The sequence below is a fragment of the Actinoplanes italicus genome, assembly GCF_003001815.1.
Classification (GTDB): domain Bacteria; phylum Actinomycetota; class Actinomycetes; order Mycobacteriales; family Micromonosporaceae; genus Actinoplanes; species Actinoplanes italicus.
This window is the reverse complement of record NZ_PVMZ01000022.1, coordinates 48,104-74,015: the sequence shown is the minus strand read 5'-3', so window position 1 is coordinate 74,015 and position 25,912 is coordinate 48,104. Positions and strand designations below refer to the sequence as shown.

Sequence of the window (25,912 nt, the reverse complement as noted above, 5' to 3'; positions counted from 1 at the left end):
CGCCACCATTGCGATGGCGAGAAATTCTCGGTGTGCGTTTCTGCGTACCATGCACTTCCTCCCAGACATGTACTCAAGGTTTACTCGAAGTGCCGATTTCGAAGAAGACATGTGTTCTCGGCGACATTGGTGATTCTTGCTTAAATGCTGTCTTCATTGTGGGCGGCGGGGCCGTGCGAACGCCCCGGCCGGTACGAGTTGCCGATGTAACCCGACGACAGCCGCATGCTGCTGTGGCTTGGGGTCTCATCGTGCCGGTCGTCGGTCAGCGGGTACGCGGTACGCGGACGTTCGCGCGCGAGTGAACTCCTCGTAGCCCGCCCGCCGGATGGAACCTCGACCAGTCCGTTCCGCGACCCGCAGCCAGCCGAGGCGACGACTGACGGTCGACGACGACCCTGTCCAGATACGACAGCACGTCCTCCAGGTATCCATGATCGCACCGCCGGCACCGTAACACAGTGGACGATCGCGGGGACCGATCTCGATCAGCGATCGGTCAGGTTCACTGTCAGGCATCCTTGACGCCGATCACGGTCGGGCCGGCCGGGACCGGGGCGAGGCGCTACCGGTAGCAGCGAGTGACGTGCGACTGCGTCGATCACCATCGGGTTTGCCGAGCCGGCTCGAGGACGACGAGTTCGGTACGCCGAGCGCGTCCTTGCCGGACGACGACCACCTGGGTCTCCGGTTGCCGCACAAAGCGCAGCTCCGTGAACCCGCGGGGAAGCTGTGGCCGGATCACCGGGGCTTCTTCCAGCTCGGCGGATACACCTGGGGCATAGGCGCGCGGGCCACCGATCACCTGTGGCACACCCCGGAGGTCGAGATGGCCGAGCGGCACCTCGATGCGCGCAGGCAGGCCGGGGAACTGGCCATCGGACGGGGTGAGCGGGACGGGTATCTGGAATCCTGCTGAGGGTTCGGTCGGCATCCATTGCTGGTGTTCGCGGTACGCCTGTTCGCCGGTCCACGTGTTGCTGCCTCATGGCATACCGCTTCGCGCCATCGATGCCTCGGCTGACAACGGGACTTCGTCCGACCGAAACTTCCGGCCGGGATCCCGGCCGAATGCCCGGGCCGCAGTGGTGTGCTTTTTCGGACTCGACGGTATCTGACGCGCCACCACGATGACCCGCATCGGCGCCCGGTCCGAGCCGCGCTCGACGAGCAGCTGGTGCGGCAAGGGGTCGGTGGAGCTGCTTGCCGGGGTTCCCGCGGTAGACATTGACATTCATCGAATGTTAACCCTAGCCTTCGGTCGAAGTTCCGGATGTTAATCGAAACTTCCGAAACGTTCTCGCGCTCGGAGGAGGACCGCAGATGTCCGAATTCGCCCTACTCGGGGCCGAACTTCTGGCCGTCACCGTGCTGGTGTTCGGGCTCTACTTCCCGCGGCACCGGCGCCGCGACCTGGTGGTGGCCTACTTCGCCGTCAACATCGGGGTGCTCGCCGTGGCCGACGCGCTGCGCACCAGCGGCGCCGGGGCGGGCCTCGGGCTGGGGTTCGCGCTGTTCGGCGTGCTCTCCATCATCCGGCTGCGGTCCACCGAGCTGGATCAGCACGAGGTCGCCTACTTCTTCTCGGCGCTCGCGCTGGGTCTGCTGGGCGGCCTGGAGACCACCTCGATCTGGCGCAACATCGCGCTGATGGGCCTGATCCTCGTGGTGCTGGCGATCGTCGACAACCGGTGGGTACTGGGCCGTTACCGCCAGCAGATCATCGTCCTCGACTCGATCGTGACCGATGAGGACGAGCTGATCCGACGGCTCGAGGACCTGCTCGGCGCCAAGGTCTACTCCGGCCGGCTGCTGCGGGTCGACCTGATCAACGACTCCACCGTGGTCGACGTCCGCTACGCCGGCCGGCCCGGGAGGCTGATCGCCCCGGTCGGCACGCCGACGTACGCGGGGCAGCGATGACCGCGGCCGTCGCGTTCGACACACTGGGCGCGTTGCCCGCCGTCAGCCTGGCCGAGATGGATCAGCGGGCCGCACTGCAGTGCCGGTTCGACCGCAAGTACCTCCTGCCGGCCGGCGACGCGCACCGCCTGCTCACCGAGCTCGCACCGGTGGCCCGGGTGCTGGAGATCGACGGAACCCGGCACTTCACCTACGAGTCGCTCTACCTCGACACTCCCGACCTGGTCAGCTACCTGCGGACCGCGTACCGGCATCGGCGCCGTTTCAAAATCAGGACCAGGACGTATGTGGACTCCGGCTCCTGCTGGCTGGAGGCGAAGGTGCCGGGCCCGCGCGGCAGCACGATCAAGTACCGGACGCCGCACGTGCCCGGGCAGCCGCACCCGACCGACACCGGGCTCGCCTTCCTCGACGAGGTCTTCGCCCGGCACGGCCTGTCGCCTACCGCCCGGGCCGGTCTCACCCCCGTGCTGCGCACCGCCTATCTGCGGTTCGCGCTGCTCATGCCGGGCGACAGCCGGGTCACCGTGGACACCGATCTGCGCTGGATCGCCGACGGCCGCGAGCTGCGGCTGCCCGGCGTCGCGATCGTGGAGACGAAAACCGGCTCGGCCGCCGCCGAGGCCGACCGCCGGCTGTGGCGCCGCGGCCACCGTCCCGTCGCCATCTCCAAGTACGCCACCGGCCTCGCCGCACTCCGCGCCGACCTCCCGGCGGCGCCGTGGCGCCGGGTCCTCCGACAGCACTTCACCCTCAGCAGAGAGGACCTGCTCCATGGGTAGGCAAACGATCCGGACCATCGCCCTGGTCATCATGGCGATGCTGCTCACCACGGCCGGCGTCCCGGCTGCGGCGGCCGCCGGCGGGCTCGCCGGGGACATCACGTTCTCGGTGCCCAGCGGCACCTTCCAGGGCTCGGTGTCGGTGGCGCTGGGCACCGCGATCGCCGGTGCGGAAATCCGCTACACCACCGACGGCACCCGGCCGGCGACCGCCTCGGCGGTCTACCCCGGCCGGCCGCTGACCCTGACCGGCACCACCCAGCTGCGGGCGCAGGCCTTCCTGAACGGCGCGCCCACCGGCGCCCCGGGCACCGCGCTCTACGTGGCTCGCGCCGTGGACACCCAGCACGACCTGCCGCTGCTGCTGATCGACAACTACGGCAAGGGCAAACCGGGCCGCGACTACATGGACGCCGCCGCGATGGTCTTCGACACCACGGCCGGGGGGACCTCCTTGTCCGCCGCACCGGCCGTCGCCACCCGCACCGGCATCCACCTGCGCGGTCAGTCGTCGGCCATGTTCGAGAAGGCGCCCTACCGGCTCGAGTTCCGGGACGACGCCGACGACGACGCCGACCACCCGGTGCTCGGCATGCCGGCCGACTCGGACTGGGTGCTGCGTGGGCCGTTCAGCGACAAGTCACTGATCCGCGAGGCCCTGGTCTACGACCTCGGACGGGAGATGGGCCTGGCGACGCCGCGCTACCGCTTCGTCGAGCTCTACCTGAACACCGACTCCACGCCGGTCGCGGCCTCCGACTACCAGGGCGTCTACATGCTGGTCGAGACGATCAAGAACAGCAAGAACCGGCTCGACCTCAAGCAGCTCGAGGAGGAGGACACCACGCTGCCGAAGATCGCCGGTGGCTACATCTTCAAGTTCGAGTGGCTGGCCGCCGAGGAACCCACGCTCACCTGCACCGGCGCCGCCGCGACCTGCTGGAACTTCCTCGAGGTCGAGGACCCGTCCCCGCTGAACACTTCTCAGCGTGCCTGGCTGACGCAGTACCTGCAGCAGTTCCACGACATGCTGCACAGCCCGCGGCTCACCGACCCGCAGACCGGCTACCGGACCTGGATCGACGTCGGCTCCTGGGTCGACCTGATCATCCTCAACGAGCTCAGCCGGGAGATGGACTCCTATCTGCGCAGCACCTACCTCTACAAGGATCGGGAAGGCCCCATCGTGGCCGGGCCGCTGTGGGACTACGACCTGACCTTCGGCGTCGGCGGCTTCTTCGGTAACGAGCAGACCGCCGGCTGGCAGTACCAGCAGACCCGGAGCCCGCGGGCCAACGACTGGTTCCAGATCCTGCTCGCCGATCCGGCGTTCCAGAACGACCTCAAGACCCGGTGGCAGTCGCTGCGCCGCGGACTGCTCGCCACCACCTCGCTGACCAGCCGGGTGGACGCATTGGCCGCGCCGCTGACCGCCGCCGCCCAGCGCAACTTCCAGCGCTGGCCGAACCTGGGCAGCCGGATGGTCGGGCCGTTCATCACCGACACCACGCCGACCTGGGCCGGTCAAGTGCAGGTCATGCGCACCTGGATGACTCAACGCGCGGCCTGGCTGGACGGCCCGTCGGCATGGGGCGGTGCCACCACCTCGCCGTCCACACCGCCGCCCGCAGGTGGGTGCACCGCGACCTACACCCAGACCGGGCAGTGGACCGGCGGCTTCCAGGGCGAGGTCCGGGTGACCGCCGGAACGAGCAGGATCAACGGATGGACCGTCACGCTGTCCTTCGCGAACGGCCAGCGGGTCAGCCAGGTCTGGAACGGGACGATGAGCACCACCGGGACCGGAGTGACTGTCCGCAACGCCGCCTACAACGGTGCCCTGGACGCCGGGGCGGCCACGACCTTCGGTCTGCTCGGCTCCTGGAACGGCAGCAACACCCCACCGGCGGTCACGTGCGCCACCGGCAGCGCCGGGTAATCATGCGGGGAGGTGCGGACCCGATGGCTCGATTCGTGTATTCAACGCCTGTCCTCGCGGCCGAGCTCGACGGCCAGGCCCGTAACGCCCCGCTGACCCGGCCCCGTCCCGGTCACGCCGACCTCGCCGGCATGCAGAAGTACGCCCACGCCGACGCCCGGCCGATCCTCTAGCGTGCCTCCGCATGTGAGACCGCGGCCCGGGTGGCGGTCGGCACGGTCGCGAAAGCGCGGCTCCGGCAGGCTGTCGGCGTCGAGATCGTCTCGCACGTCGTCGAGGTCGGCATTCTGGTCCAGGCGCGAGACGAGGCCGGTGACACCGACGGCGCCGAGGAGCTGTGCCGGCAGGCGACCGGCACCCCGTACGTCAGAAATGATCCTGTCCGTTGTCTGAAAATGGCCGGTGGTGTCGGTGATCTAGGATCGGCGGCGGGAACGGCGGGGTAAGGACCTCCTGTGGACCGACGTCTCGGCATGCGTTCTGCGGTGGAGAGTGACGACGAGTTGACCTCTGAAGTGGTGTCGTTCGAGGAGGCCGTCGGATCGGCCGTGCAACAGGGGCAGGCGGAGCTGGCCCGTCTGGACGCGCTGGCCGGTGAGCTGGTCCGCGTTTTCGAGCGGGCTCAGCGGGCCGGTCCACCGGCGTCGGAGCTGATCACCCGGCTTGACGGCTTCACCGCCGGGTTCCCGGCTCGGCTGCGGCGTCACCTCGACCGGGAGCGCGAGTCGCTCGGCACGTTCAACATCGCGTTCTTCGGCCGTACGGGAGTCGGCAAGAGCACCCTGCTGTCGGTGTTCGGCCGGCTCGACGGGACGTACGTCTCGCCGGGGGAGAGCGACTGCACCACCGAGGTGCAGGCCGTCGAGTGGGAGCGCTGCCGGCTGTACGACACACCCGGCATCAACGGCTGGGGACGCACCGAGAGCCGTGAGAGCCTCGAGCGGAAGGCACGGCGGGCGGTCGAGATCGCCGACATCGTGCTGCTGTGCTTCGACACCCAGTCGCAGCAGGTGATGGAGTTCGAGAAGATCGCCGCCTGGATCAAGGAGCACGGCAAACCCGTCGTGGCGGTCCTCAACGTCCGCAACCCGATGTGGCACCACCCCGCGAAGGTGGCGCAGCCGCTGCGGCGCAACATGTCCGAGCAGGTACGCCAGCATGCCGACAACATTCGCACCCATCTGGTGCAGATCGGGCTGCCGGAGACGCCGATCGTGGCGCTCAACAGCCAGCGGGCCCTGTTCGCCCGCGCCTCGACTCCGTTCCTCGGCCCGGCCGTGGACGGCTTCCGCTTCGAACGCGACACCTTCGGACTCGACTACCTCGAGCGCTGGTCGAACTTCGGCGCGCTGGAGCGGCTGATCACCGGCGCTATCGCGGAGGGTGCCGCCGACCTGCGGCTGGCGGCGCTGCGCGAGGACGTCCGGTCGCGGTGCCGGCGGGGGATCGGTGAACTGGAGGATCTGGCGGCCGAGGCCGACCGGGAGGCCGGGTCCCTCGAACGCGACGTCGAGTCGCTGTTCGCCGTGCTCGGCTACCCGGACGACGCCGAACGCGCCGAGTGGCTGCACGACGCGGCCCTCGGCGCGGATCTCGTCGGGGTGTCCGAGACGGCGCGGGGTGTCCCGTACACCTCACCGCCGCAGGGGACGCTCGACCGCTTCGTCCGGCATCTGGCCGCCTCGCACCTGGCGGGCTGCCACCGCAAGGCGAAGGCCGACGTCGACGACCTGATCCGCAAGGCGTTCGCCGAGAAGAAGGCGGTCGAGGAGGCGGAGTTCACCGAGGCGGTGTTCGACGAGGACGCCGTGTCCTCGGCGGTGGCGGCCGTGTGGGCCGACCGCGGCGCGTTTCTGCAGCGTGAGCTCGAAGTCGTGGTGGGCCCGGAGTCCGGGGGCAACCGGCTGACCATGTCGCACGCCGCGCGGATCCTCGGCGGCGAGGGCGGTCGCGTCGTGGGTGATGTCGTCCGGGGATCGGGCATTCTGCTCGGCGCCGGCTCGGTGTTCGTACCGATCGCCGCCTTCGCCCTGCTCTCGAACCCCGTGGGCTGGGCGATCGCCGTGACCAGCGTGGGTGTGGGCCTCGTGAGCCAGGTCCAGCAGTACTTCGGCAGGAAGATGAGCGACGAGCAGGCCGAACGGGCGCGCGAGGCCAAGGCCGAGGCGACGCTGTCCGGCCACCGGGCCGTCGACGAGACGTTCACCGGCTACGAGGAATCCCTGGTGGCCCAGAGCCGCAAGGCGGCGTGGACGTTGCTGGCCCCGGCCGTCGCCGCGTCGCTGCGCACCGCGGTCGAGCTGCGCACCGCCCGCGAACGGATCGGGCGGCTGGTCGACGGCCTGCGTGCCCACGCCGACGCGATCGAGCCGGCACCGGAGGTGGCCGGCGTCCTGCTGCGGGCACAGGCCACGATAGGCACCACCCCGGCGGAGGTGACGCGGACGCTGCTGGGCGAGGACTGGCTCGACTCCGGCGTCGATCTGCACCGGGCGGCGGAGATCAATGATCAAACCCGGCGGCTGTACGAGGAAACGCGCGCCCGGGACCACGACAGCCTGACACGCGTACTGGCCAGGGCGTGGAGCACCCCGTCCACGGCCCGCATCCACGCGTGGCGTGCCGGACTCGAGGAAGCGGCTGGCCACGACCGGGAACTGTTCGACATCGTGCGGACGTTCCAGCGTGTCGACGGCACGAAACCGGCCCTCGCCGTCCTCGGCGACTACAACTCGGGCAAGTCGTCGCTGATCCGCCGGATCATGGTCGACAGCGGCCGGCAGCCGCGCGCGGAGTTCGACATCCGGGCCTCGCCCGCGACCGCCGCCGCGACCCGCTACGCGCTCGGAGGATTCGACCTCGTCGACACACCCGGCCTGCAGAGCGGCCACGACGAGCACGACACCACCGCCTACGAGGCGATCGTCGAGGCCGCCCTCGTGTTCGTCGTCGTCCACATCAACCTGCTGGTCGGCAACACCTCGATGCTGGAGGACCTCGCCCGCGGCGCGCAGACCCTCGCCGCGAAGGGCGCGCGCCTGGTGTTCCTCATCAACCGGTGCGACGAGCTCGGCGTACACCCGCTCACCGAACCCGCAGCCTTCCTCAACCTGCAGAACCGCAAACGCGAGGAACTGCGCGCCGCGTTCGCCGCCCGCGGCGTCGTCATCGGCACCGACCGCATCCACTGCCTGTCCGGCGACCCGTTCGGCCTGGTGGGGGCCGCTCCCACGGTGCCGGCCGCGGCCTTCGACGAGAACCGGCTGTGGGACGGCGTCGCCGCGCTGACCAGCACGTTGTCCGGCCTCACCGAGCCGCAGCTGGCCGAGGCGTCGACGTCGGCCGCGTTCGACACGGCGGTCACCGGACTCAAGCACCGTCGCCACCAACTGGAGCGGGTCCAGGCCGACGGCGAGGCCGAGCTGCGCCGCTGCGAACCGGTGACCGCCACCGTCCGGGCCGCGCTGAAGGACGCCGTGATCCTGGAGGACTCGCTGCGTGAGGACGCCCGCCGGATGGTGGACCGCCACCTGGTGGCGGCGAAGTCCGAGGTCGTCAAGATCGAACGCAAGAACGCCAAGAAGCTGGAAGGCCTCGTCCAGTCTTGGTGGAAGGCCCCCGAGTTCGAGGCCGATCTCGAACGCTACCTCGCCAGCGCGGCACGCAAGCTCGACGACTGGTACAGCGACCACATGTCGGCGATCGGCCGCGAGATGCGCGCCGCCGAGCTTCAGGTGGCGCCCGAGTTCGCCGCCGAGTTCAAGGCCAGGGGACACGCCTGGTACGAGAACGTGACCGAGGGCGCCGGCACCGTGGCCGCGGCCGTGGCGCCGCTGGTGAGCGCCCTGGGCAGCCGCGACGCCGTCTACGCGATCGGCAAGTACGTCGGCCACAACTTCAAGCCGTGGGGTGCGGTCAACGGCGCCGCCACGGTCGCCCGCGCCGGGGTCGTCCTCGGGGTCGTCGCCTCGGCCGCGGACGCCGTGATGATGGCCAACGACAAACGCAAGGACGGCAAGCACAAGGACCAGCAGGAGTCAGCGATGCGGCAGCTCGGCGACGCGGCCGCCGGACTCGTCGAGCAGATCATGCGCGGCGAGCAGGGCGACGGCCCCGTCGGCTACCTCGAGCAGCAGATCAGCGAGCTCGAGGCGCTGCTCGGCGCGCACCTCGAACTCGAGACGTCGATCAGGGAGCGGATCGAGTCGGCGAGGACGCGGGCCGGGACGACCGGCACACTGATCGACGCCGCCGGCGAACTGACGGGCAGCACGGGGAGAAACGAGTGACAGTGGTCGACATCGAAGCAGTGCGGGACTGGCTCGGACGGCTTCCGGGCGGATCGCTGGCCGGGCGGTACGGCGCCGACTGGGACGCCTTCGAAAAGCACGACAAACCGGTCGTCACCCTGTTCGGGTCGTACGACACCGGTAAGAGCTCCCTGCTGCGCCGCCTGATCGTCGACTCGGGCGGCACGGTGCCCGCCTGGCTCACCATCAGCGCCCGCCACGAGACCTTCGAGGTCAACGCCGCCGAGGTCGCCGGCTGCGTCGTGCGCGACACCCCCGGATTCTCGGTCGGGGCCTCCGACCTGCGAGGACAGAACAACACGGACCGGGCGACGGCCGCGGTCGGACTCACCGACGTCGGCGTCGTCGTCCTGACCTCGCAGCTGGCGACCGCCGAGCGCGGCCTGCTGCAGCAGGTGTTCACCCGGGACTGGCCGGCCGGAGCGCTGTGGGTGGTGATCTCGCGGTTCGACGAGGCCGGCATCAACCCGGAGTACGGCCTCGACCCGTACCGCGCCCTGATCGAACGCAAGACCGGCGAACTGCGCACCATGTTCGCCCTCGACGTCCGGACCCGGATCTTCGTCGTGGCGCCGGATCCGTTCGGGCTGGCCGGGTCGTACACCGACCTCGGGCCGGAGACCTGGGACGCCTACCGCTCCTGGGACGGCATGAAGGACCTGCAGGACGCGCTCGCGACGGTGTCGCCGTCGGAACTGCCCGGCTTGCGGCAGGCGGCCGGGCAGCGGTACTGGGCCGCGGTCCTCGACGAAGCCCTGACCGAACTGCGCACGCAACTCGCGGACTACACGGCCCGCGCCGAGGTCGCCACCGGTGGCCTGCACCGCCGGCGGGCGTCGGAGAACGAACTCGACGCCATCGACCGGGCCGCCCGCGCCGGACTCGACGGGCTCGTCGAGGAGGTGCTGCGGCAGTCGTGGAATCCGGCCGGAGGCGTCGACGAGCCGCAAGCCGAGATCCAGCGCGCGCTCGACGAGTGGTTCAAGAAGCATGAGGTACGCCTGCAGCGGCTGCGGCAGTCGATCCGTAAGTCCACCGAACGCGACCGCGCCCACCCCTCCTGGGACGACTTCGCGTCACTGGTCGCGTCCCTCGAATCCGGCGACGCCGCCCCGGAACCGGCCGGCGGCGTCGCCGGACGTGTCGAGTCGGTCGGGCCCATGCTGGTCGGGGTGCTCAAGGCGATGACCGACGCCGCCGAACCGCTGACGAGCAAGAGGACCCGTACGGCGAAGGCCGCCGAAGGACTGGGCCGGCACCTCGGCACGGTCGAGGCCGCGATCCCGCTCGTCGTCTACGTCGCCAAGATCTTCGACGACTTCCGGGCCGACCGTGCCCGCGTCGACCAGGAACGGGCCGTCGCCGAGAAACGGCAGGAACTCGTCGACGCGTGCACGCGACGTGCCCTCGACACCTGGCAGCCGTACGTCGACGAAGTCCGCGACGAGATCATCGCCGAGACCAGCGACCGCGTCGACCTGGACGCGAGCCTGCACCGGCTCGTCGAGCAGCTCCGCGAGGCCGTGGCCGAGGGCGAACGATTGCTTTCGGTCACGCCTTCCTGATCGCGGACGCCGGGGCCATCACGATGCGGGGCTTGGCCGACGGCTTGAGCCATCGCAGCAGCCGGACCATGTCGGCCCGGCTGACCGAGACACAGCCGGCCGTCGATCCGCTGCCACTGGCATGCAGGAAGATCGCCGAGCCGCGCCGCGTGTCGGCCTTCGTGATGGCCACGTACTGACGTCGGGCGGCGTCCCACCGTACGCCCGAAGGCTTGTTGAAGTCGATGACGACGGCATGGGCGTACTGCCTCGGGTAGGCGGCGAGGCGCTCGGCCTGCGAGACGCGCCAGGTTCGCTTCGGCGACGCGGCCGGTTGGAAGAGGTTGTACGTCTTCGCGTCCCGGTTGTCGCCGGCCCAGTAGTCGTCGGCGTCGACCTTGCGGTACGGCAGCCGGGTTCCCGGGTCGGCCCGGACCCCGAACGCCTGCGTGAGCGTGAACGTGCCCGCCGGCGTCTGACCCGTGTCCTGCCGGCGGGCGGCGGCCCACTTCCAGCCGCCGTACCCGATGCGCGCCTTGGCGGTGAAGCTCTGCCGCCACCGGCCGTCCGCGCCACGCTGAAAGGCGCGGACGGTCGCGTGGGTGGACGTCCAGCTCCGGCCGGACACCACGATCACCTGCCTCGCGTTGCCGACGTGCGCGAGCTCGTCCGGCAGCGCGGCCGCAGCGGGCGCAGCCGTCGCCAGGACCGCCGTCATGACGAACGCGAGTACCGCAGCGATCCTCTTCACGGCTACCGATCCTGGCAGACGCGGGCATTCTCCGGTCAGGCCGTCTCGGGGGCTTCAGGGGCGGAGCAGGGCCTTGATGGCGCGGCGCTCGTCCATCGCCCGGTAGCCCTCGGCGGCCTCGTCGAGTCCCAGTTCCAGGTCGAAGACCTTGCCGGGGTCGATCTCGCGCTTGAGGATCAGGTCGATGAGCTCGGGCAGGAACCGGCGCACCGGGGCCGGCCCGCCGTGCAGGTGCACGCCGGACAGGAACAGCTCCATGCCCGGCAGCGTGACGCCGTGGGCGACGCCGACGTAGCCGACGTGCCCGCCGGGTCGCGTCGAGCGGATGGCCTGCATCATCGACTCCTGGGTGCCGACCGCCTCCACGACGCTGTGTGCCCCGTACCCGCCGGTCAAGTCCTTGATCTTGGCGACGCCGTCGTCGCCGCGTTCGGTGACGATGTCGGTGGCGCCGAACTCGAGCGCCAGCTTCTGCCGGTCGGCGTGCCGGCTCATCGCGATGATCCGCTCGGCGCCCAGTTGCCGGGCAGCCAGAACGGCGAGCAGGCCGACCGCGCCGTCACCGACGACGGCGACCGTCCTGCCGGGGCCGGCCTCGGCGGCGACCGCACCGAACCAGCCGGTGCCGAGCACGTCGGAGGCCGCCAGCAGCGATGGGATCAGGTCGGCGTCCGGCAGGCCCGGAGTGGCGACCAGCGTGCCGTCGGCCCACGGGACCCGCAGGAACTCGGCCTGCGCGCCGCCGGTCTCGCTGACGATGGGCGCGAAGTTCGGGCAGCGCGACTGGTAGCCGGCCCGGCAGATCTCGCAGGTGTTGTCGGAGGTGAAGAACGAACCGACGACGAACTGACCCGGTGTGATCTCGCGGACCTCGCTGCCGACCTCCTCGACCACACCGACGTACTCGTGACCCATCGGTGCCGGTCCGTCGAGCTGCTCGATTCCCCGGTACGGCCACAGGTCCGAGCCGCAGACACACGCCGCGGACACCCGGATGACGGCGTCGGTGGGCTTGATGATCGACGGCTTGTCGCGCTGTTCGACGCGGACGTCGCCGGGGGCGTGCATGACGGCCTGTCGCATGTCAGTTCTCCTTGGTGGTGAAGACCAGTTCGGTCGCGCCTCGACAGTTCCGGGCGTTCCCGGATCCGGCCGGACAACACGTGGCCGGTGCACGGAGTCGCTGAACGTGCTCCGGACGCCGAGGTCACGCCATCCATGGAAGCGGAACCGGCAGGCGGGAGGGAGTCACTGACGAAGGAGGTACCGACAGGGCATCCCTGCCGTCCGGCAGGCTCGGACGACGCTTCCACGGGCAGCGGCGCCTGCACCCCCACCAAGTGGGTGCAGGCGCCGCCGCCGGTCGAGGCTCAGACCAGACGCCGTACCACGTAGTTCTTGGCGTAGATCTTCTGCTTGGTGACCGTCTTGCCGGCCCGCGGTGCGGCCCACATCTTGCCGCCACCGGCGTAGATGCCGGCGTGCGTGCCGCGTGTGCCCTTGCGGATGACGATCAGGTCACCCGGCCGCTTGTTCGCCTTGGCGACGGCCTTGCCGTACCGCTGCTGCAGGTGGGCCTTGTGCGGCAGCTTCTTGCCGGCCGCCTTCTTGTAGACGTACATCGTGAAGCCGGAGCAGTCGAACCGCTTGGGCCCGGCGGCGCCGAACTTGTACTTCTTGCCCTTGTGCCGGGACGCCTCGCTCACGACCCGGACGCCGGCCGCCTTGGCGCTGGCGGCCTTGACGGTGACGGTCGCCCGGTTCACTGCCACGCTGGTCTGCGGCAACGCCCAGGTGGCGGCGATGGTCGAGGCCTGCGGGGCGGCGGTGGCGGACTGTGGTGTGCCGAGTCCGCCGGTGAGAAGACCGAGACCCACGGACAGGGCGATGGTGCCGGCTCCCAGGTTACGGGTGGGCCGGCTCAGGGTGCTTACGCGCACGGTGAAGGAATCCCTCCGGCACGCCTGCGAGGTTAGCTGTCGGGTTCGGGCGCGAAGGATTGCCCGGCCGCGGGTAGCGGCTTCACCCCGAGGACCTCCGGCCGGGCCACCGCGTACGGCGTGCCGGTCGAGGACCGATGAATGGTTCCCCCGTCCCTGCCCCCGATTGCCTCATGAATCGTCATGCTCCTCTCGTGCCGCCGGACCGGGGCAGGGCTCGGCGTGGTCCAGATCGGCACGACCGGCGAGCAGGTGCCCGCCGCCCCTCCTTGATAGCCCGGCCCGGTAGCCGAATCATCCGGCCTAGCGATCACCGTGTGTAGTTGCCGTGAGGGTGAGTGTCCGGTTTGGAGGCCGGGTGCGAGGTTTGCCGCGACCTTGTGTTTCGTCCTGGTCACGCATTGGTGGTGTTGATCTGTGAAAGGGAACACGGAGATGGTCGGGCCGTTGCTATGGGTGACCCCGGTGGGGTCACCCGGTTCGCCGATGGTCGTGACCGGCCGTCCGTGGACCGCGGTCCTAACCGATGACCTCACCCCTCAGCCGGGGTAACACAACCGAAGTGCAACCGGCGGATGGGTAAACGCGTACCGCCGCCGAACGATGAGCAGGATCCGATCCACCACCGCCGGAGACTGCCCGATGATCAGAAACAGACTCGTCGCTCTGCTGGTGGGGTGCGTCCTCGCTGCGGGCCTCGGGACCACGCCCGGGTACGCGACGCCCGGCGCCGGAGATGCGGCCGCGGTGCATCAGGACCGGCTGGATCGCTCGTTGCAGGGCATCCTGGATACCGTGGTCGGGCCGGGCCGCTCGACGGTCACCACCAACGTCGAGCTGGACCTCGACCAGGTCACGACGACCAGCACCACCTACACCCCCGGCGCGGCGACGGTCAGCAGTCTGCTGGAGAAGGTCGGCGCCGGGGGTGGCGTCACGCGGTACGAGAGCAGCAGCGAGACCCGTGTGAACGCGCTGAACGAGCTGCGGGCGACCCGGCTGGAGGCGCCCGGCGGCATCGTGTCGCTGAAGGTCGCGGTCGTGATCGACGAGACCGCCGCGAAGGGCCTCGACCTGGGACGGGTTAGTGAACTCGTCGGGGTCGCCGCCGGGATCGACACCCGCCGCGGCGACCGGGTGACGGTCGCCGCCCTGCCGATGCACACCGCTCCGGCAGCCCGTGCCGGGAGCCCGCCGCCGTCGGGTGCCGGTCAGGGCGCCGTTTCCCGGGCGGCGGTGTTCGCGGCCGCGCTGGTTGTGCTGGTCCTGGGGGTGGTGCTGGTCTTCCGCCGACGCCGGAAGCCGGCGGAGGCGGGCCGGCGGGAACCGTTGCGTGCCGAGCTCGAACCGATCGCCGCCACCGCTCACACCATGCCGACCGCCGTGTCTCACCGCGACGGCGGGCAACAGCGCGTGATCGAATCCGTGGCTCCGGACCAGGCCGCGGCGCAGTTGCGTGGCTGGCTCGGCCGTGACGGCTGACAGCACGGGGCCCGGATCGCGAGGATCACCGGGACAGGTCAGTAGCAGGTCGAGAAGGGACCGCCGGCGATCAGGCGCAGCGAACTCGCCTCGTTGGCCTCGCCGATGCCGTTGCCGGGGATCCCGTCGTCGGGCAGGTTCTGGACGTCCTGTCCGGGGTTGACACAGAACACGATGTCCCCGGTGTAGTTGACGCCGTAGTAGTAGACGCTCACGTAGTTCGAGCTCGTGCGGTTCTTGGCGGACTTGATGTTGTTGTCGACGACCACGCCGGTGTTGAACGTGTTGTCGCGGAAATCGGCGTCACCGTTGAAGAAGGCCACCTTGCCGGTGTTGAAGCCGATGTCCCAGCCGCAGTGATAGCCGGTGCCGCAGCTGGAGTCGGCCGAGGCCGGCGACGCCGGTACGAGGGGGGTCACGAGCAGCGCGGCCACGACGCCGCCGAGCATCCGCGATTTTCTGATCATCCTGGCTCTCCTTCGATGGGGCCGACCGACGGCATGCCGGGCGCCACCCCGGGTAGGAAAGTGACGTTCGGCGATGTCTTGCTGTCGAGTGTCGGCCGCCGTCGCCCACCCTGGGAGAGGTTCGGACGATTTAGGACGCCGTTGGCATCGGCGTCAGCCGGTGAAGAACGTGCTGAGGATGGGGCCGAGTACGGCCGGGTCGGCTACGTGTCCTTCGACCTTGAGGGTGTCGCGCCGGGCGTTGGGGAGCGCCGTGGCGGCAGCGTCCGCCGCCGCGCCGAAGAAGTCGACGGGGAGCCCCGCCATGTGCGGGTCGACCGTGATGCCGGTCGTCAGGAGCATCGGCTGCCGGATCGTCGCGAGACGGTTCGCGGGCGGCGGTCCGTCGCCGAGGCATGCCGCGTCGTAGCGCAGTGTGGGTGCCAGTGCGCGGAGCGCGGGCCATACCGGGGCGGCTTCGGCGCCGGCGATGTCCTGCTCGGACGATCCGGCCAGCCGCATGAACAGCCTGAGCGCCTGATCGTGGTCGTCGGCGCCGAGTGCGGCGTCGAGCTCGAGCCGGTATGCCTGCCAGGCGGAGACCATCGTGTCGTCGACCAGGTACGGGACCTCGTGGACGGCGATCCGGTCGACGGGAAGTCCCGCGGCGGCCGCCTCGAGCGCGAGTGCACCGCCGCTCGACGCGCCGAACAGGTGTGCTCGTCCTCCGGTGGCGTCGATCACCGCTGCGAGGTCGTCGATCTCCCGTGCGACGGCGTACGGCTGCCGGTCGCCGCTCTCGCCACGGCCGCGTCGCCGGTAGTTCACGACGCTGAAGCGGCCGCCCAGATACTCGCCCAGCGGGCGGTTCTCCGTGCCGTCGTCCAGGCCGCCCCCGATGAGCACCAGCGTGGGCCCTTCGTCGCTGGGCCGGTCGTAGCCGATCGACGTGCCGTCGGCGGAGTTCACGTGTGGCATCTCAGGCTCCCTTGTTCCGCTTTACTCCTAAAGTAGGAGTAAGTGGTGTTGAAAAGCAAGGTACGATCGGGGCATGCGGAGCTACCGGGATCTGTGCGGCATCGCCAGGGCGCTCGACGTGGTCGGCGAACGCTGGGCGTTGCTGGTGGTGCGCGAGCTGCTGTTCGGTCCCAAGCGGTTCGCGGATCTGCATCGTGGACTGCCCGGCACGAGTCAGAACGTGCTGACCCAGCGACTCCGTGAGCTGGAGGATGCCGGCGTCCTGCTACGGCGTCGCGCGCTGCCCCCGGCGGCCGGGCTGATCTACGAGCTCACCGACCGCGGTCGTGCCCTCGAACCGGTTCTGCTGGCGCTGGGACGCTGGGGCAGTCCGATGTCACCGCGGCCGGACTCGGGCGAGGAGCTGAGTCCGGACGCGCTGATCGTGGCACTGCGCACCACGTTCGACGCCGCCGCTGTGGGCTCTGTTCGCGGCACCGTCAAGCTCCGGCTGCCCGGCGACGCGTTCCTGCTCACGGTCGGCCAGGGAGAGCTGGAGGCGATCCGCGGCGACGCGCCCGCGGACGCCGCCCTGACCGCCACCGTGCGCACCGTGCAGGACCTCGTATTCGACCGGCGCGAGCTCGACGAAGCCATCCGGAGTGAAGCCGCCAGCGCAGAGGGCGACCTGCGGCTGCTGCGCCGCTTCCTGGCCGCCTTCGACGACCACCGCGAAGCGGCTCCGCGCAGCCGGCCGCCGGTCTGAACCTTTTCCTCCGCCACCTGCTACACACCTTGCAGACAGTGGGCTCGCCGGAGGAAGGTAACGGATGCATTCGGGCGGCGACGAGGCGTTGCTGCGGTCGATCGCGGCCGGTGACGCCGCCGCGCTGTCCCGGCTCTACGAGCGGCACGGCCGGGTCCTCTTCGGGTATCTGCACCGGCTCGCCGGTGATCGGATGACCGCCGAGGAGATCCTGCAGGACACGATGCTCGCGGTCTGGCGGACGGCGGGCGCCTTCGAGGGCCGGGCGAAGGCGACGACGTGGCTGTTCGGCGTCGCCCGCCGCCAGGCCCACAACCGGCTGCGCGGCCGGTCCGCGCCCGCACCCGCCGCTCCCGACCTGTCCGACCAGCCCGATCACGGCGCCGGTCCCGAGGAACTCGCGATCGCCGCGGCCGGTGGCACACCGGTAGCCGCCGCCATCGACCGGCTGCCCGAGCATCATCGTGACGTGATCGCCCTGGTGTTCGTGGCGGGGCTGCCGCTCGCCGAGGTCGCCGAGGTGCTGGGCGTCCCGGTCGGAACGGTGAAGAGCCGGCTGCATCACGCCCGGGCCGCCGTCGCCGCGGCGCTCACCGCACAGGAGGTGCCCGAATGAAGGACCTGTTGCCCGCGTACGCTGCGGGGTCGCTGCCGGACGCCGACCGGGAACGGGTCCGCCTGCACCTCGCCGACTGCGCGCGGTGCCGGGCCGATCTGGCCTCCTGGCAGGCGCTGGCCTCGCCGCACCGCGAACCTCCGCCCGACCCGGCGGCGCTGATCCGCGGTGTGCTCACCCGTAGTGCGCTGACGCCGCCGGAGAAGAGCCCGCCGCGCCGGCTGCGGCACCTGGCCGGGCTGATGCTGGCCGAGGCGCGGCTGATCCGCATGGCAGTGCCGATCGCCTCGGCGCTGGTGATGGCGCTCGGCGTGGGTCTGGTGCTGTGGCAGGCCACCGCGGGTGCCGAGCTGGTACTGGCGCTGGTGGCGCCGATCGTCGCCGCCGCCGGGGTCGCGGGCACCTACCGCTCGGGCCACGATCCGGCCGCCGAGGTGGTCGCGGCCACGCCGACCTCGGGCCGGTTGCTGCTGCTGGTTCGCATCGCGCTGGTCTTCGGGTACGACCTCGCGCTGGCCGTGGCGGCGTCGGCGGCCCTGGCCGCGACCGGTGCAGCCGGTACCGCGAGCATGAACACGCTGGTCACCGCGTGGCTCGGTCCGATGGTGCTGCTGTCGTCGATCAGTCTGCTGATCGCCGTCAGGTTCGGGCCGGACGTCGCGCTCGGCGCCGCCGTCGGCCTGTGGGCGGTCCGGGTGCTGGTCGGCGGGGTCCTCGTACGTGACGGCCGGCTCGCCCGTTTCGTCGTGGAGGTGTGGACCACGAACGCGCCGGTGCTGGCGGTCAGTGCCGCTCTCACGACCGTCGCGTTCATTCTCGCGGGACGTGAACCTCCGGGCGTCCGGCACGCTACCCACCCGATGTGAGACCAACTTCCCTTTGGCGGTACGAGGTACGCCGCGCCGGATGGGCCGCTGTGCTGGGCCCGCCGCTGGCCGTCGCGCTCGGGGTCGCGGCCGCGCTCGCCTTCCCGGAGCCGAGCGACACGACCAGGGCCCGGATCCTGCTCGGTGGCCTGGAGATGGCGGTTCCGCTGGCCGCGGCCGTCGCCTGTGCGACCCTGATCGGTCAGGACCCCGCCCGTGAGGTCCAGCTCAGCGCGTTCACCCCGTACCGCATCACGTTGTTGCGCCGGATGACCGTGGTCCTGGCCTGGACCGCATCGGTCGCCCTGCTGACCGCCGCCGTTCTGATCCTGACCGGCTGGTGGGAACGCTGGCCGCAGAACCACGGCGCGCTCGCCGGGCAGCTCACCTGGCTGGCGCCGACGCTCGCGCTCAGCGGACTGGGGTTCGCCGCCGGCGCGGTGCTGCGCAGCCCGGCCGCGGCCGGCGCGATCGTCACCACCGTGTGGGCTGTCCAGCAGTTCTTCGGCGACGCCGTGCAGGCGCACCAGCCGGGCCGGTTGCTGTACCTGTTCGCCACGACGCGCGGCGTGGTGCCGGGGGACTGGACGGCGAACCGGCTGACGCTGCTCGGCACGGGCGCTGCGCTGATCGCCCTCGCCCTGGTCCTGCTGGGCCGCCCGGAACGCCTGATCAGTGAGGAGGACGAGTGACGACCTTCGGCGCCAGCCTGCGCTACGAGTTCCGGATGCAGGTCCGCAAACGGTCGGTGTGGATCGTACCGGCGTTGACCCTCGTCCTGTTCGTCCTGATCGGCGGGAGCCTGCTGCGGGACCTGTTCGACCCGGGGGAGCGGCCGCTCGACCCGCGGACCGGAGTGGTCGGCCTCGCCGTGCAGCTGCACGCGCTGCTGGCGATCGGGTTCGGCTGTCTGCTGGCCGACCGGCTGGTCCGCGACGACCGGCTCGGCGTGGCGCCGATCCTGGACGCCACCCCCGCCTCGCCGGCCGCCCGGCTGCTGGGCAAGTACCTGGGCGCCGCCGCCGCCACGGCCGTCCCGATCGCGGTGGCCTACTTCGGGTTCGCGGCGGCGTACGCGATCGACACCCGGCAGCCGGTCGCCCTGGCCTGGGCGCTGGCCGCCTTCACCGTCGTGATCGTTCCGGGACTGCTGCTGGTGGCCGCGTTCGCGCTGGCCGTACCCATGATCATGCCGGCGCCGCTGTTCCGGGTCCTGTTCGTCGGCTACTGGCTGTGGGGCAACATCGTCTCCCCGGAGATGATGCCCACCCTCGCCCGGACGCTGTTCCATCCGCTCGGCGGCTACCCGCTGGACGCGCTGTTCGGCTTCCACGGCATCGACGGCGAGGACACCTGGGCCGGGCCGGTCACCGGGGCGACCTTCAACGTGCTGCGCCCCGAACCGACGCCCGTGCTGGCCTGGCTGTCGATCGCCCTGCTCCTGCTCGTCTCCGCCGCCGCGCTCGCCGGGGGCCACACCCTGCGCGCCCGCCGCCTCCGTTGAAAGGGACTGCCCATGCGCATCGAGATCTCCGGTCTGACGAAGACGTACCGCGGTGGGGTCCATGCCCTTGATGGTCTTGACCTGGACATTCCCACCGGGATGTTCGGACTGCTCGGCGCGAACGGCGCGGGCAAGACCACACTCATGAGGATCTTGGCGGGGATCGTACGGCCGTCGGCCGGCCGGGTCGTGGTCGGCGGACACGACATGGCCTCGAGTGCGGGCCGGACCGCCGTCCAGCGTGAACTCGGTTACCTGCCGCAGGACCTCGGCGTCTACCCCGACCTGACGGCCCGCCAGTTCCTCGACTACGTGGCGCTGCTCAAGGGCATGGACGACCGGCCGGTACGCCGCCGCCGCGTCGGTGAACTGCTCGAGGTGGTGGCGCTGACCGAGTACGCCGACCGGCGGCTGCGTGGCTTCTCCGGCGGCATGCGGCAGCGGGTGGGCATCGCCCAGGCCCTGCTGGCCGACCCGCGGCTGCTCATCGTGGACGAACCGACCGCGGGCCTCGACCCGGAGGAGCGGATCCGCTTCCGGACACTGCTGTCCCAGTTCGCCGGCCGCCGGACCGTGCTGCTGAGCACGCACATCGTCGACGACATCGGACACACCTGCCGCGAGGCCGCCGTACTGGCCAGGGGAAGGCTGATCTTCCGCGGCACCGTCGAGGAACTGACCCGCCGGGCCGAGGGCCGGGTGTGGTCGGTAGTCACCGACGGCCCGGCACCCTCGGAGGGCACCGTGGTGTCGGCGCTGCCGCAGGATGACGGCATGCGTTACCGGGTCGTCGCGCGTGACGCGCCCTCGGCGCAGGCCCGTCCGCTTGACCCGAGCCTGGAGGACGGCTATCTGGCCGTGGCTGCCGACCAGTCATGACACCGGCTGTGTCGCACCGCTGCCTCAACTTCTCTGAGACAGCGGTGCGACACAGCCGGGTAGGTGATCGCGGCCGCGGCCGGTTGGTGGCACGGCCGCGGCCGCGATCGGTGAGGCGGCCGGCCGGGGCGCGAGTGCGGGCGCGTCCCGGCCGCCGCGTCAGGGGGAGGTGCAGCTGAGGGCGGGCGTCCCGGGCGTTCCCGAGGCGATGAACCCGAAGGTGGTCGAGCCGTCGGCGGGCAGGTTGCCGTTCCACGACACGTTGCGGACGCTGACCGTGGAACCGGACGAGGTCAGCGTGCCGTTCCAGACCTGGCTGACCGTGGAACCGGACGGGAGGGTCCAGGAGACCGTCCACCCGCTGGGCGTGCCGCTGCCGGCCTGGACCTTGACCTCACCCTGGTAGCCACCGTTCCAGGTGCTCACCGCTCGCAGCGTCGCACCGCAGGCGCCGGTGGGCAATGACGGCGACGACGAGGGGGACGAGGACGGCGACGACGAGGGGGAGGACGACGGGGATGAGGGTGCCGGCGACGACGGGGACGGCGACGGCGGGTTGGGGGCGGTGCTGGCCAGGCTGTACGCGAGGTCGGGCTGGAACGATCCGGCCGCGTACCGGCAGCCGTCCGCCTCGCCCGGCGGCTTGATCCACAGGTACGCGTCGATGTTCGCGTCCCCGGTGTTCACCGTCGGGTACTGGCCGATCCGGCGGTCGGTGTTGTCGTCACCGCACCAGTCGCCGCTGGCACCGCCATTTCGACTGGTGTCGATCACCTGCCGTTTCCCGCTGACGCCCTGCCCGTTCAGCGAGGAGATGATCGAGCGCCCGTACGACGCCTCGGCGCTGGTCGGCTGGAAGTTGGAGGCATTGGTGTAGAAGCCGTCCGCGCTTGCGATCCCGGCCGCGACGAGGCGCGATGCCTGTTCACCGGCGCTGTTCCAGGCGGAGTGCCCGCCGTCGAGGTAGACCTTGGCGTTCGGATTGCCGGCCTTCAGTGTTTGCGTCGCGGTGCGCAGCGCCTGGTTGCGGGCCGCGATCTCGCTGCTGTTCAGGCAGGTGAGCAGGGCGATCGAGTCGGGTTCCAGGTTGAGGACGACGGTCTGGCTGCCCAGGTTGCGGGCGATGTTGCCGATCCACGTCTGGTACTGGGTGAGATCGGGGGCACCGCCCGAGCTGGCGCCGCCGCAGTCACGGTTGGTGATGCCGTACACCGTCAGGGCGGGGATCTGCCCGGCGGCGTTGGCGGCGTTGACGTAGCTGGAGACCTCGCTGCCGATGGTGGAGATGTTGAAGTTCGACAGCCAGCGGGTGGCGGGCTGGCTCTCGATCTTCGTGCGGATCACCGAGGCGCGGGAGTCACCGGCGTTCGACTGCAGCCACCGGGCGACGGGGGTGCTGGTGTCACGGTAGAGGGTTCCGGAGATGGTGCCGGCGGAGGCGCTGCCGGTGATCATCAGAGCGCCGGCCGCCGCCACGGTGGTGCAGGCGGCGGCGACGGCGATGACGCGGGAACGGGCCATGGAGCTCTCCTGGGGGACGGGACTGGGAGCGCTCCCAAAGTTAACCGCATCGATGTGAGAAGGCAATGTTTCTGCAAAGACGGGCGCCCGATCCTCACCGCCGGCCGCAGTGCCCGGAGGTCTCGGCGCCATGGGGGAGTGCGGTGACGGCGTCCAGGAGCTCGGCGCGCGACGGTCCGGGCAGCGGGTACTGCGGCGCCGGCATGCCCAGGGCCAGGACCCGGTCGCGCAGGCCCGGCGTCGCGAAGACCTCGTCGGGCGTGTTCAGGAACGAGCTGATCGACAGATAGCCGCGCAGGGCGCCCGGGTCGCGGAGGGCGGCGGCGAACAGCGCCTTCGACGCCAGCCAGCGCAGGTCGTCCGGCCGGTACGGCACACCGGCGACGTCACCGTCGATCTCGGCCAGCCGATGCGTGTCGACGAAGTTGGTGGCGCGGTAGAGCGGTTCGACGACCTGAGCGGTCGCCTCATCGAACCGGCGCACCAGCTTGTCGTGGTCGGCGGCACCGACCTCGCGCAGGACGTCACGTAGGACGCGGGCGTGAATGATCGCGAAGGAGGCGCCGCGGCCCAGTGACGGGTTGGTGCACGCCCACGCGTCACCGACCGCGACGACACCGGTGGCGACCGGGAGGCCGTCGACGACGTACCGGCGCAGCCTGTCCTCCAGACCGGCCATGACGTCCACGCCGCTGATCGGCTCGGCGCCGAGCCAGGCGGCGGCCGCCGGATAGCGGCTCACCACGGCCGACCAGGTCGCCGGTTCGCGCAGTCCCCGCAGCGCCCTGTCCTTGCCGCTGGTGGTCAGCACCACGCTCCAGGTGCCGTGGTCGGCCGGCAGCGTCAGCACCGACAGCGACTCGTACGGCTGGATCACCATCGACCTGATCTCCGGCAGCCGGCCGTGCGGCGATCGGAAGTGGCGGGCGTAATAGACGAAGCCGGCGTCGGACCGTTCCTCGGCGACCGGCCGTGCCCCGGCCGCGGCGAGCCAGGCCGGCAGTGCGGACCGGCGGCCGCCGCAGTCGATCACGAGGTCGGCGCTGACCGGGCCGGCGGTGGTGATGACGCCGATGACGCGGGGAACCGGGTGGCGGCCGTCGGTGCGCACGCCGACGACCCGCACACCGCGCCGGATGGTGACCCCGGCGGCGGTGGCGGCGGCCGCCAGGGCTGCCTCGAGGACCGGGCGGCGAGCCGTCACGGTGGCGAACCGGTCGTCGTCGTCGCGGTCCGGGCCGCGGATCTCCGCCGGCAGGGCCGCCAACGGGTTGATCACCACGGCGCCGGCGGCCCGCACTGCGGCCGCGGCGTCGGGCAGTTCGGCGCGCAGCTCGGCCCACCAGCGCGGCAGCAGATAGTGCGGCAGCCGGAACTGGTTCACCCCGGGCCTGTCCCAGTCGTCCCACGGCCGGTCGGTGGGCACGGCCGGGTCACGTTCCAGGACGGTCACCTCGTGGCCGTCACGGTGGAGCATCATCGCGGTGGTCAGGCCGGCGAGGCCGGCACCCAGGATCGTTGTCGTCGTCATGGCCCGAGGATGTGACCGGGAGCTGCTCACTCTCCAGGTCAGTCGCCGGTCACTTCCTGCCCGGTCTTCTCCTGCCCGGTCTCGCGGGCCCAGAGCCGCCCGGCGAGTTCGTCCACCGCCTTGGCGAGATGCCGCCGGTAGGTGCTGAACGGCAGGCCGAGCACCTCCGCCGCAGCCTCCTGGGTGGGCGCGGGACTGACGTAGGTGCGGTGCAGCACCGCCCGGAGCCGGTCGCCGCGCGGCAGCCCGGCCAGCTCGTCGACCGCCGTGCGCAACGCCGTCCGGACGGTGGCGGCATCGGTGCCCAGATGGGTGCCGACCAGGCGCGACGCGGCGATCCGGTCCGGCCTGCACAGGTTCGGCAGCGCGGCGCGTACGGCGGCGTCAAACGTGTCCCTGCTCAGCGGCGCGGGCAGTTGCATCCAGTCGGGCGGCGGGCCGGTGCCGCCGGACTGTTCCCGCTCCTGCATGAGCTCGAGCCACGTGTGAACCGGGAAGCGCCGCCAGTCGTTGCCGTACACCACGTGACGCCGTCCGTCGAAGGTCACCTCGAGGATCTCGCGGAAGGCGAGATAGTCGAAGAACGGGCCCCAGAACGACGGCTCCACCGACACGATGAAAGCCCACGCGAGCGGACGGCCGCACCACTCGATGATCGAGGAGATGGAACCGGCGAAGACCGCGTACGGATCACTCTGCGCTCCGTCGTGACCGAGCAGGAACCGCGAGATGTCGACCTGCTCACCGGGTCTCAGCGGTGCGGTGCGGGCGACATGATCGAGAATTGCCCGTACGACCGGATCCTCATTTTCGGTCGTGGAACCGGACGGGCATCGCGCGTGATGGACGAAGCCGCCGATCCCGCCCTCGACACGCACCACACTGGCGCCGGCCTGCCGCTCGGCGAACCAGCCGCGGGCCAGCTCGGCCGAGCGGGGACCCACATGCGTGCCGATCAGCTCCGCGACACCGGGAAGTTCCTCCGGCCGCGCCCGCACCAGTGCGATGGTTCCGTCCGCCGCCACGGCGCGGAACTGGGCGCTGAACGGCCCCTCCCGGTGCAGCTGGGCGAGTTGCTGTGCGAGCAGCTGACGATGCGTGCCGGAGGAGGCACGCAGGCCGGCGACGACGTAGTCGTGCACGACCCGGTGCAGATCCCGGTAACGGTCGGGGAATCGCCGCTCGAACTCGGCTTCCAGAACGGCGCGCGTCAGGTCGTGCGGCGTCAGGCCGTGCGGCCGGACCGTGACGAACGGCCGGTCCCGCAACCACTCCCAGACCCGCGGCGCGTCGTCGCCGACCGTGCGCCGCAGCAGGTCCTCGGTGGTCAGCAGCACCTTGGCGCAGGTTCCCAGGCCGACCAGGTGGGCGTCCGACGGGGCATCGTTCACCAGCGACGCGATCAGCGCGGAGATCAGGTCCGGCGCGTCGGCGAGGGTTCTCGGGACCGTGCCGGTCAGTGCCACGTCGGCGAGCAGAGCGAGTGCGAGCGGGTGGCCACGGCCCAGCCGCATGATCGCCTCCCGGTCCGGTGCGGCGACACCGGCCCGCTCGAGCAGGGCGGTGCTGTCGGCCTCGTCCAGGTCGCCAAGAGAGTGCACAGCGACCAGCCCTCGCCAGCCCAGATCGGCCCGCCAGGCCGGCGCGGGCGCGTCGCGGCCGGCGACGACCACGACGCCGTCGGCGGGCAGGGTGGGCACCAGATCGCGGCGTAGCCAGCCGTCGATCGGGGCGAGATGCTCGTATCCGTCGACCAGCAGCACCGGCGCGGCACCGGTGTCGACCGACTGGACAGCGTGGACGAAGCCTTCGGGGGACGGATCGAGTTCGCTGCCGTCCAGGTAGACGGCGGGACGGCCGGCTCGCCGCGCCCGGCTGCGCAGGTGCAGCAGGAGGGTGGTCTTGCCGACGCCGCCGGGACCGTGGACGAACAGCACGCGGCGAGCCGATCGGCCGGCCAGGGCATCGTCGAAGGCGGCCACCTGCGCGGCCCGGCCGACGAAGCCGTGCCACCGCACGTCGTCCATGACGTCGCCCAGATTCGCCATGAAGCAGAGTGTCGGCGTCCCGGCGCGGTCACGCCAGCGGGTAGCCGACAAACCCGCCGCCGGGTGCCGCGGGATGCGGGCCGGAATACCCCTGTCGCACCGGATCG

21 protein-coding genes, 1 pseudogene and 1 riboswitch are annotated in these 25,912 nt (G+C 71.0%); of the genes and pseudogenes, 14 read left to right on the top strand and 8 right to left on the bottom strand.

Annotation, left to right across the window (positions count from 1 at the left end; genetic code table 11):
• Window positions 1–586 precede the first annotated feature (586 nt).
• From CLV67_RS39620 to CLV67_RS39590, 7 genes and pseudogenes are all read left to right on the top strand, one after another.
• Window positions 587–919, top strand: coding sequence for a hypothetical protein (locus tag CLV67_RS39620; RefSeq protein ID WP_146169479.1), 333 nt, complete (start codon window positions 587–589; stop codon window positions 917–919).
• 404 nt (window positions 920–1,323) lie between these two features.
• Window positions 1,324–1,923 (top strand): DUF4956 domain-containing protein, encoded by a 600-nt coding sequence (locus CLV67_RS39615; protein WP_106328051.1) that lies wholly within the window; start codon window positions 1,324–1,326, stop codon window positions 1,921–1,923.
• On the top strand, window positions 1,920–2,705 hold the full coding sequence (locus CLV67_RS39610; RefSeq protein WP_106328049.1) for a polyphosphate polymerase domain-containing protein: 786 nt from the start codon (window positions 1,920–1,922) through the stop codon (window positions 2,703–2,705). The genes CLV67_RS39615 and CLV67_RS39610 overlap by 4 nt, the downstream gene beginning before the upstream one ends.
• Window positions 2,698–4,644, top strand: coding sequence for a CotH kinase family protein (locus CLV67_RS39605; RefSeq protein WP_239166108.1), 1,947 nt, complete (start codon window positions 2,698–2,700; stop codon window positions 4,642–4,644). The genes CLV67_RS39610 and CLV67_RS39605 overlap by 8 nt, the downstream gene beginning before the upstream one ends.
• A gap of 47 nt (window positions 4,645–4,691) precedes the next feature.
• Window positions 4,692–5,036, top strand: a pseudogene (locus CLV67_RS53850) (chorismate synthase); the annotation flags it as partial.
• Window positions 5,037–5,099: 63 nt separating this feature from the next.
• Complete coding sequence (locus CLV67_RS39595) at window positions 5,100–8,933, top strand: GTPase (RefSeq protein ID WP_106328047.1); 3,834 nt, start codon at window positions 5,100–5,102, stop codon at window positions 8,931–8,933.
• The gene (locus tag CLV67_RS39590) at window positions 8,930–10,519 is read left to right on the top strand and encodes a GTPase (RefSeq protein ID WP_203736928.1); all 1,590 of its coding nucleotides are present in this window, start codon (window positions 8,930–8,932) and stop codon (window positions 10,517–10,519) included. Before CLV67_RS39595 ends, CLV67_RS39590 begins: the two co-directional genes overlap by 4 nt.
• Here CLV67_RS39590 and CLV67_RS39585 read toward each other — a convergent pair.
• From CLV67_RS39585 to CLV67_RS39575, 3 genes are all read right to left on the bottom strand, one after another.
• A complete protein-coding gene (locus CLV67_RS39585; protein ID WP_239166107.1) occupies window positions 10,506–11,249 on the bottom strand; it encodes a L,D-transpeptidase family protein in 744 nt (247 codons plus the stop codon). The two genes, CLV67_RS39590 and CLV67_RS39585, sit on opposite strands and share 14 nt — an antisense overlap.
• A gap of 54 nt (window positions 11,250–11,303) precedes the next feature.
• On the bottom strand, window positions 11,304–12,332 hold the full coding sequence (locus CLV67_RS39580) for a zinc-dependent alcohol dehydrogenase family protein (RefSeq protein WP_106328043.1): 1,029 nt from the start codon (window positions 12,330–12,332) through the stop codon (window positions 11,304–11,306).
• A gap of 287 nt (window positions 12,333–12,619) precedes the next feature.
• Window positions 12,620–13,189 carry a C40 family peptidase gene (locus tag CLV67_RS39575; RefSeq protein WP_106328041.1) on the bottom strand — a complete coding sequence of 190 codons (570 nt, stop codon included), beginning with the start codon at window positions 13,187–13,189 and terminating at the stop codon, window positions 12,620–12,622.
• A gap of 6 nt (window positions 13,190–13,195) precedes the next feature.
• Window positions 13,196–13,371, bottom strand: a riboswitch (cyclic di-AMP (ydaO/yuaA leader).
• 460 nt (window positions 13,372–13,831) lie between these two features.
• Here CLV67_RS39575 and CLV67_RS39565 point away from each other — a divergent pair.
• On the top strand, window positions 13,832–14,671 hold the full coding sequence (locus tag CLV67_RS39565; RefSeq protein WP_170154178.1) for a flagellar M-ring protein FliF C-terminal domain-containing protein: 840 nt from the start codon (window positions 13,832–13,834) through the stop codon (window positions 14,669–14,671).
• A 38-nt stretch (window positions 14,672–14,709) separates the two neighbouring features.
• On the opposite strand, the gene CLV67_RS39560 is transcribed toward CLV67_RS39565, so the two are convergent.
• Together CLV67_RS39560 and CLV67_RS39555 are read right to left on the bottom strand one after the other, a co-directional pair.
• Window positions 14,710–15,138 (bottom strand): peptidase inhibitor family I36 protein, encoded by a 429-nt coding sequence (locus CLV67_RS39560; protein ID WP_106328034.1) that lies wholly within the window; start codon window positions 15,136–15,138, stop codon window positions 14,710–14,712.
• Between the two features lie 153 nt (window positions 15,139–15,291).
• Complete coding sequence (locus CLV67_RS39555; protein WP_106328032.1) at window positions 15,292–16,095, bottom strand: alpha/beta fold hydrolase; 804 nt, start codon at window positions 16,093–16,095, stop codon at window positions 15,292–15,294.
• 73 nt (window positions 16,096–16,168) lie between these two features.
• Here CLV67_RS39555 and CLV67_RS39550 point away from each other — a divergent pair, with 73 nt between their 5' ends.
• From CLV67_RS39550 to CLV67_RS39525, 6 genes are all read left to right on the top strand, one after another.
• On the top strand, window positions 16,169–16,840 hold the full coding sequence (locus tag CLV67_RS39550; RefSeq protein WP_106328030.1) for a winged helix-turn-helix transcriptional regulator: 672 nt from the start codon (window positions 16,169–16,171) through the stop codon (window positions 16,838–16,840).
• Window positions 16,841–16,904: 64 nt separating this feature from the next.
• Window positions 16,905–17,456 (top strand): RNA polymerase sigma factor, encoded by a 552-nt coding sequence (locus CLV67_RS39545; protein WP_106328028.1) that lies wholly within the window; start codon window positions 16,905–16,907, stop codon window positions 17,454–17,456.
• Window positions 17,453–18,322: a zf-HC2 domain-containing protein gene (locus tag CLV67_RS39540; RefSeq protein WP_106328026.1), complete on the top strand. Its 870-nt coding sequence runs from the start codon at window positions 17,453–17,455 to the stop codon at window positions 18,320–18,322. Before CLV67_RS39545 ends, CLV67_RS39540 begins: the two co-directional genes overlap by 4 nt.
• Complete coding sequence (locus CLV67_RS39535; RefSeq protein ID WP_146169476.1) at window positions 18,319–19,014, top strand: hypothetical protein; 696 nt, start codon at window positions 18,319–18,321, stop codon at window positions 19,012–19,014. The genes CLV67_RS39540 and CLV67_RS39535 overlap by 4 nt, the downstream gene beginning before the upstream one ends.
• Entirely contained in the window at window positions 19,011–19,826 is an 816-nt protein-coding gene (locus CLV67_RS39530) for a hypothetical protein (RefSeq protein WP_106328022.1), read from the top strand. Before CLV67_RS39535 ends, CLV67_RS39530 begins: the two co-directional genes overlap by 4 nt.
• A 12-nt stretch (window positions 19,827–19,838) precedes the next feature.
• Window positions 19,839–20,705: an ATP-binding cassette domain-containing protein gene (locus CLV67_RS39525; protein ID WP_106328020.1), complete on the top strand. Its 867-nt coding sequence runs from the start codon at window positions 19,839–19,841 to the stop codon at window positions 20,703–20,705.
• A gap of 159 nt (window positions 20,706–20,864) precedes the next feature.
• Here CLV67_RS39525 and CLV67_RS39520 read toward each other — a convergent pair whose 3' ends face one another.
• The 3 genes from CLV67_RS39520 to CLV67_RS39510 all read right to left on the bottom strand — a co-directional run bounded on the left by CLV67_RS39520 (window position 20,865) and on the right by CLV67_RS39510 (window position 25,805).
• Window positions 20,865–22,226 carry a glycoside hydrolase family 6 protein gene (locus tag CLV67_RS39520; RefSeq protein WP_106328018.1) on the bottom strand — a complete coding sequence of 454 codons (1,362 nt, stop codon included), beginning with the start codon at window positions 22,224–22,226 and terminating at the stop codon, window positions 20,865–20,867.
• Between the two features lie 94 nt (window positions 22,227–22,320).
• Window positions 22,321–23,757, bottom strand: coding sequence for an FAD-dependent oxidoreductase (locus tag CLV67_RS39515; RefSeq protein WP_106328016.1), 1,437 nt, complete (start codon window positions 23,755–23,757; stop codon window positions 22,321–22,323).
• Between the two features lie 38 nt (window positions 23,758–23,795).
• Window positions 23,796–25,805: a DnaA/Hda family protein gene (locus CLV67_RS39510; protein WP_106328014.1), complete on the bottom strand. Its 2,010-nt coding sequence runs from the start codon at window positions 25,803–25,805 to the stop codon at window positions 23,796–23,798.
• Window positions 25,806–25,912 lie beyond the last annotated feature (107 nt).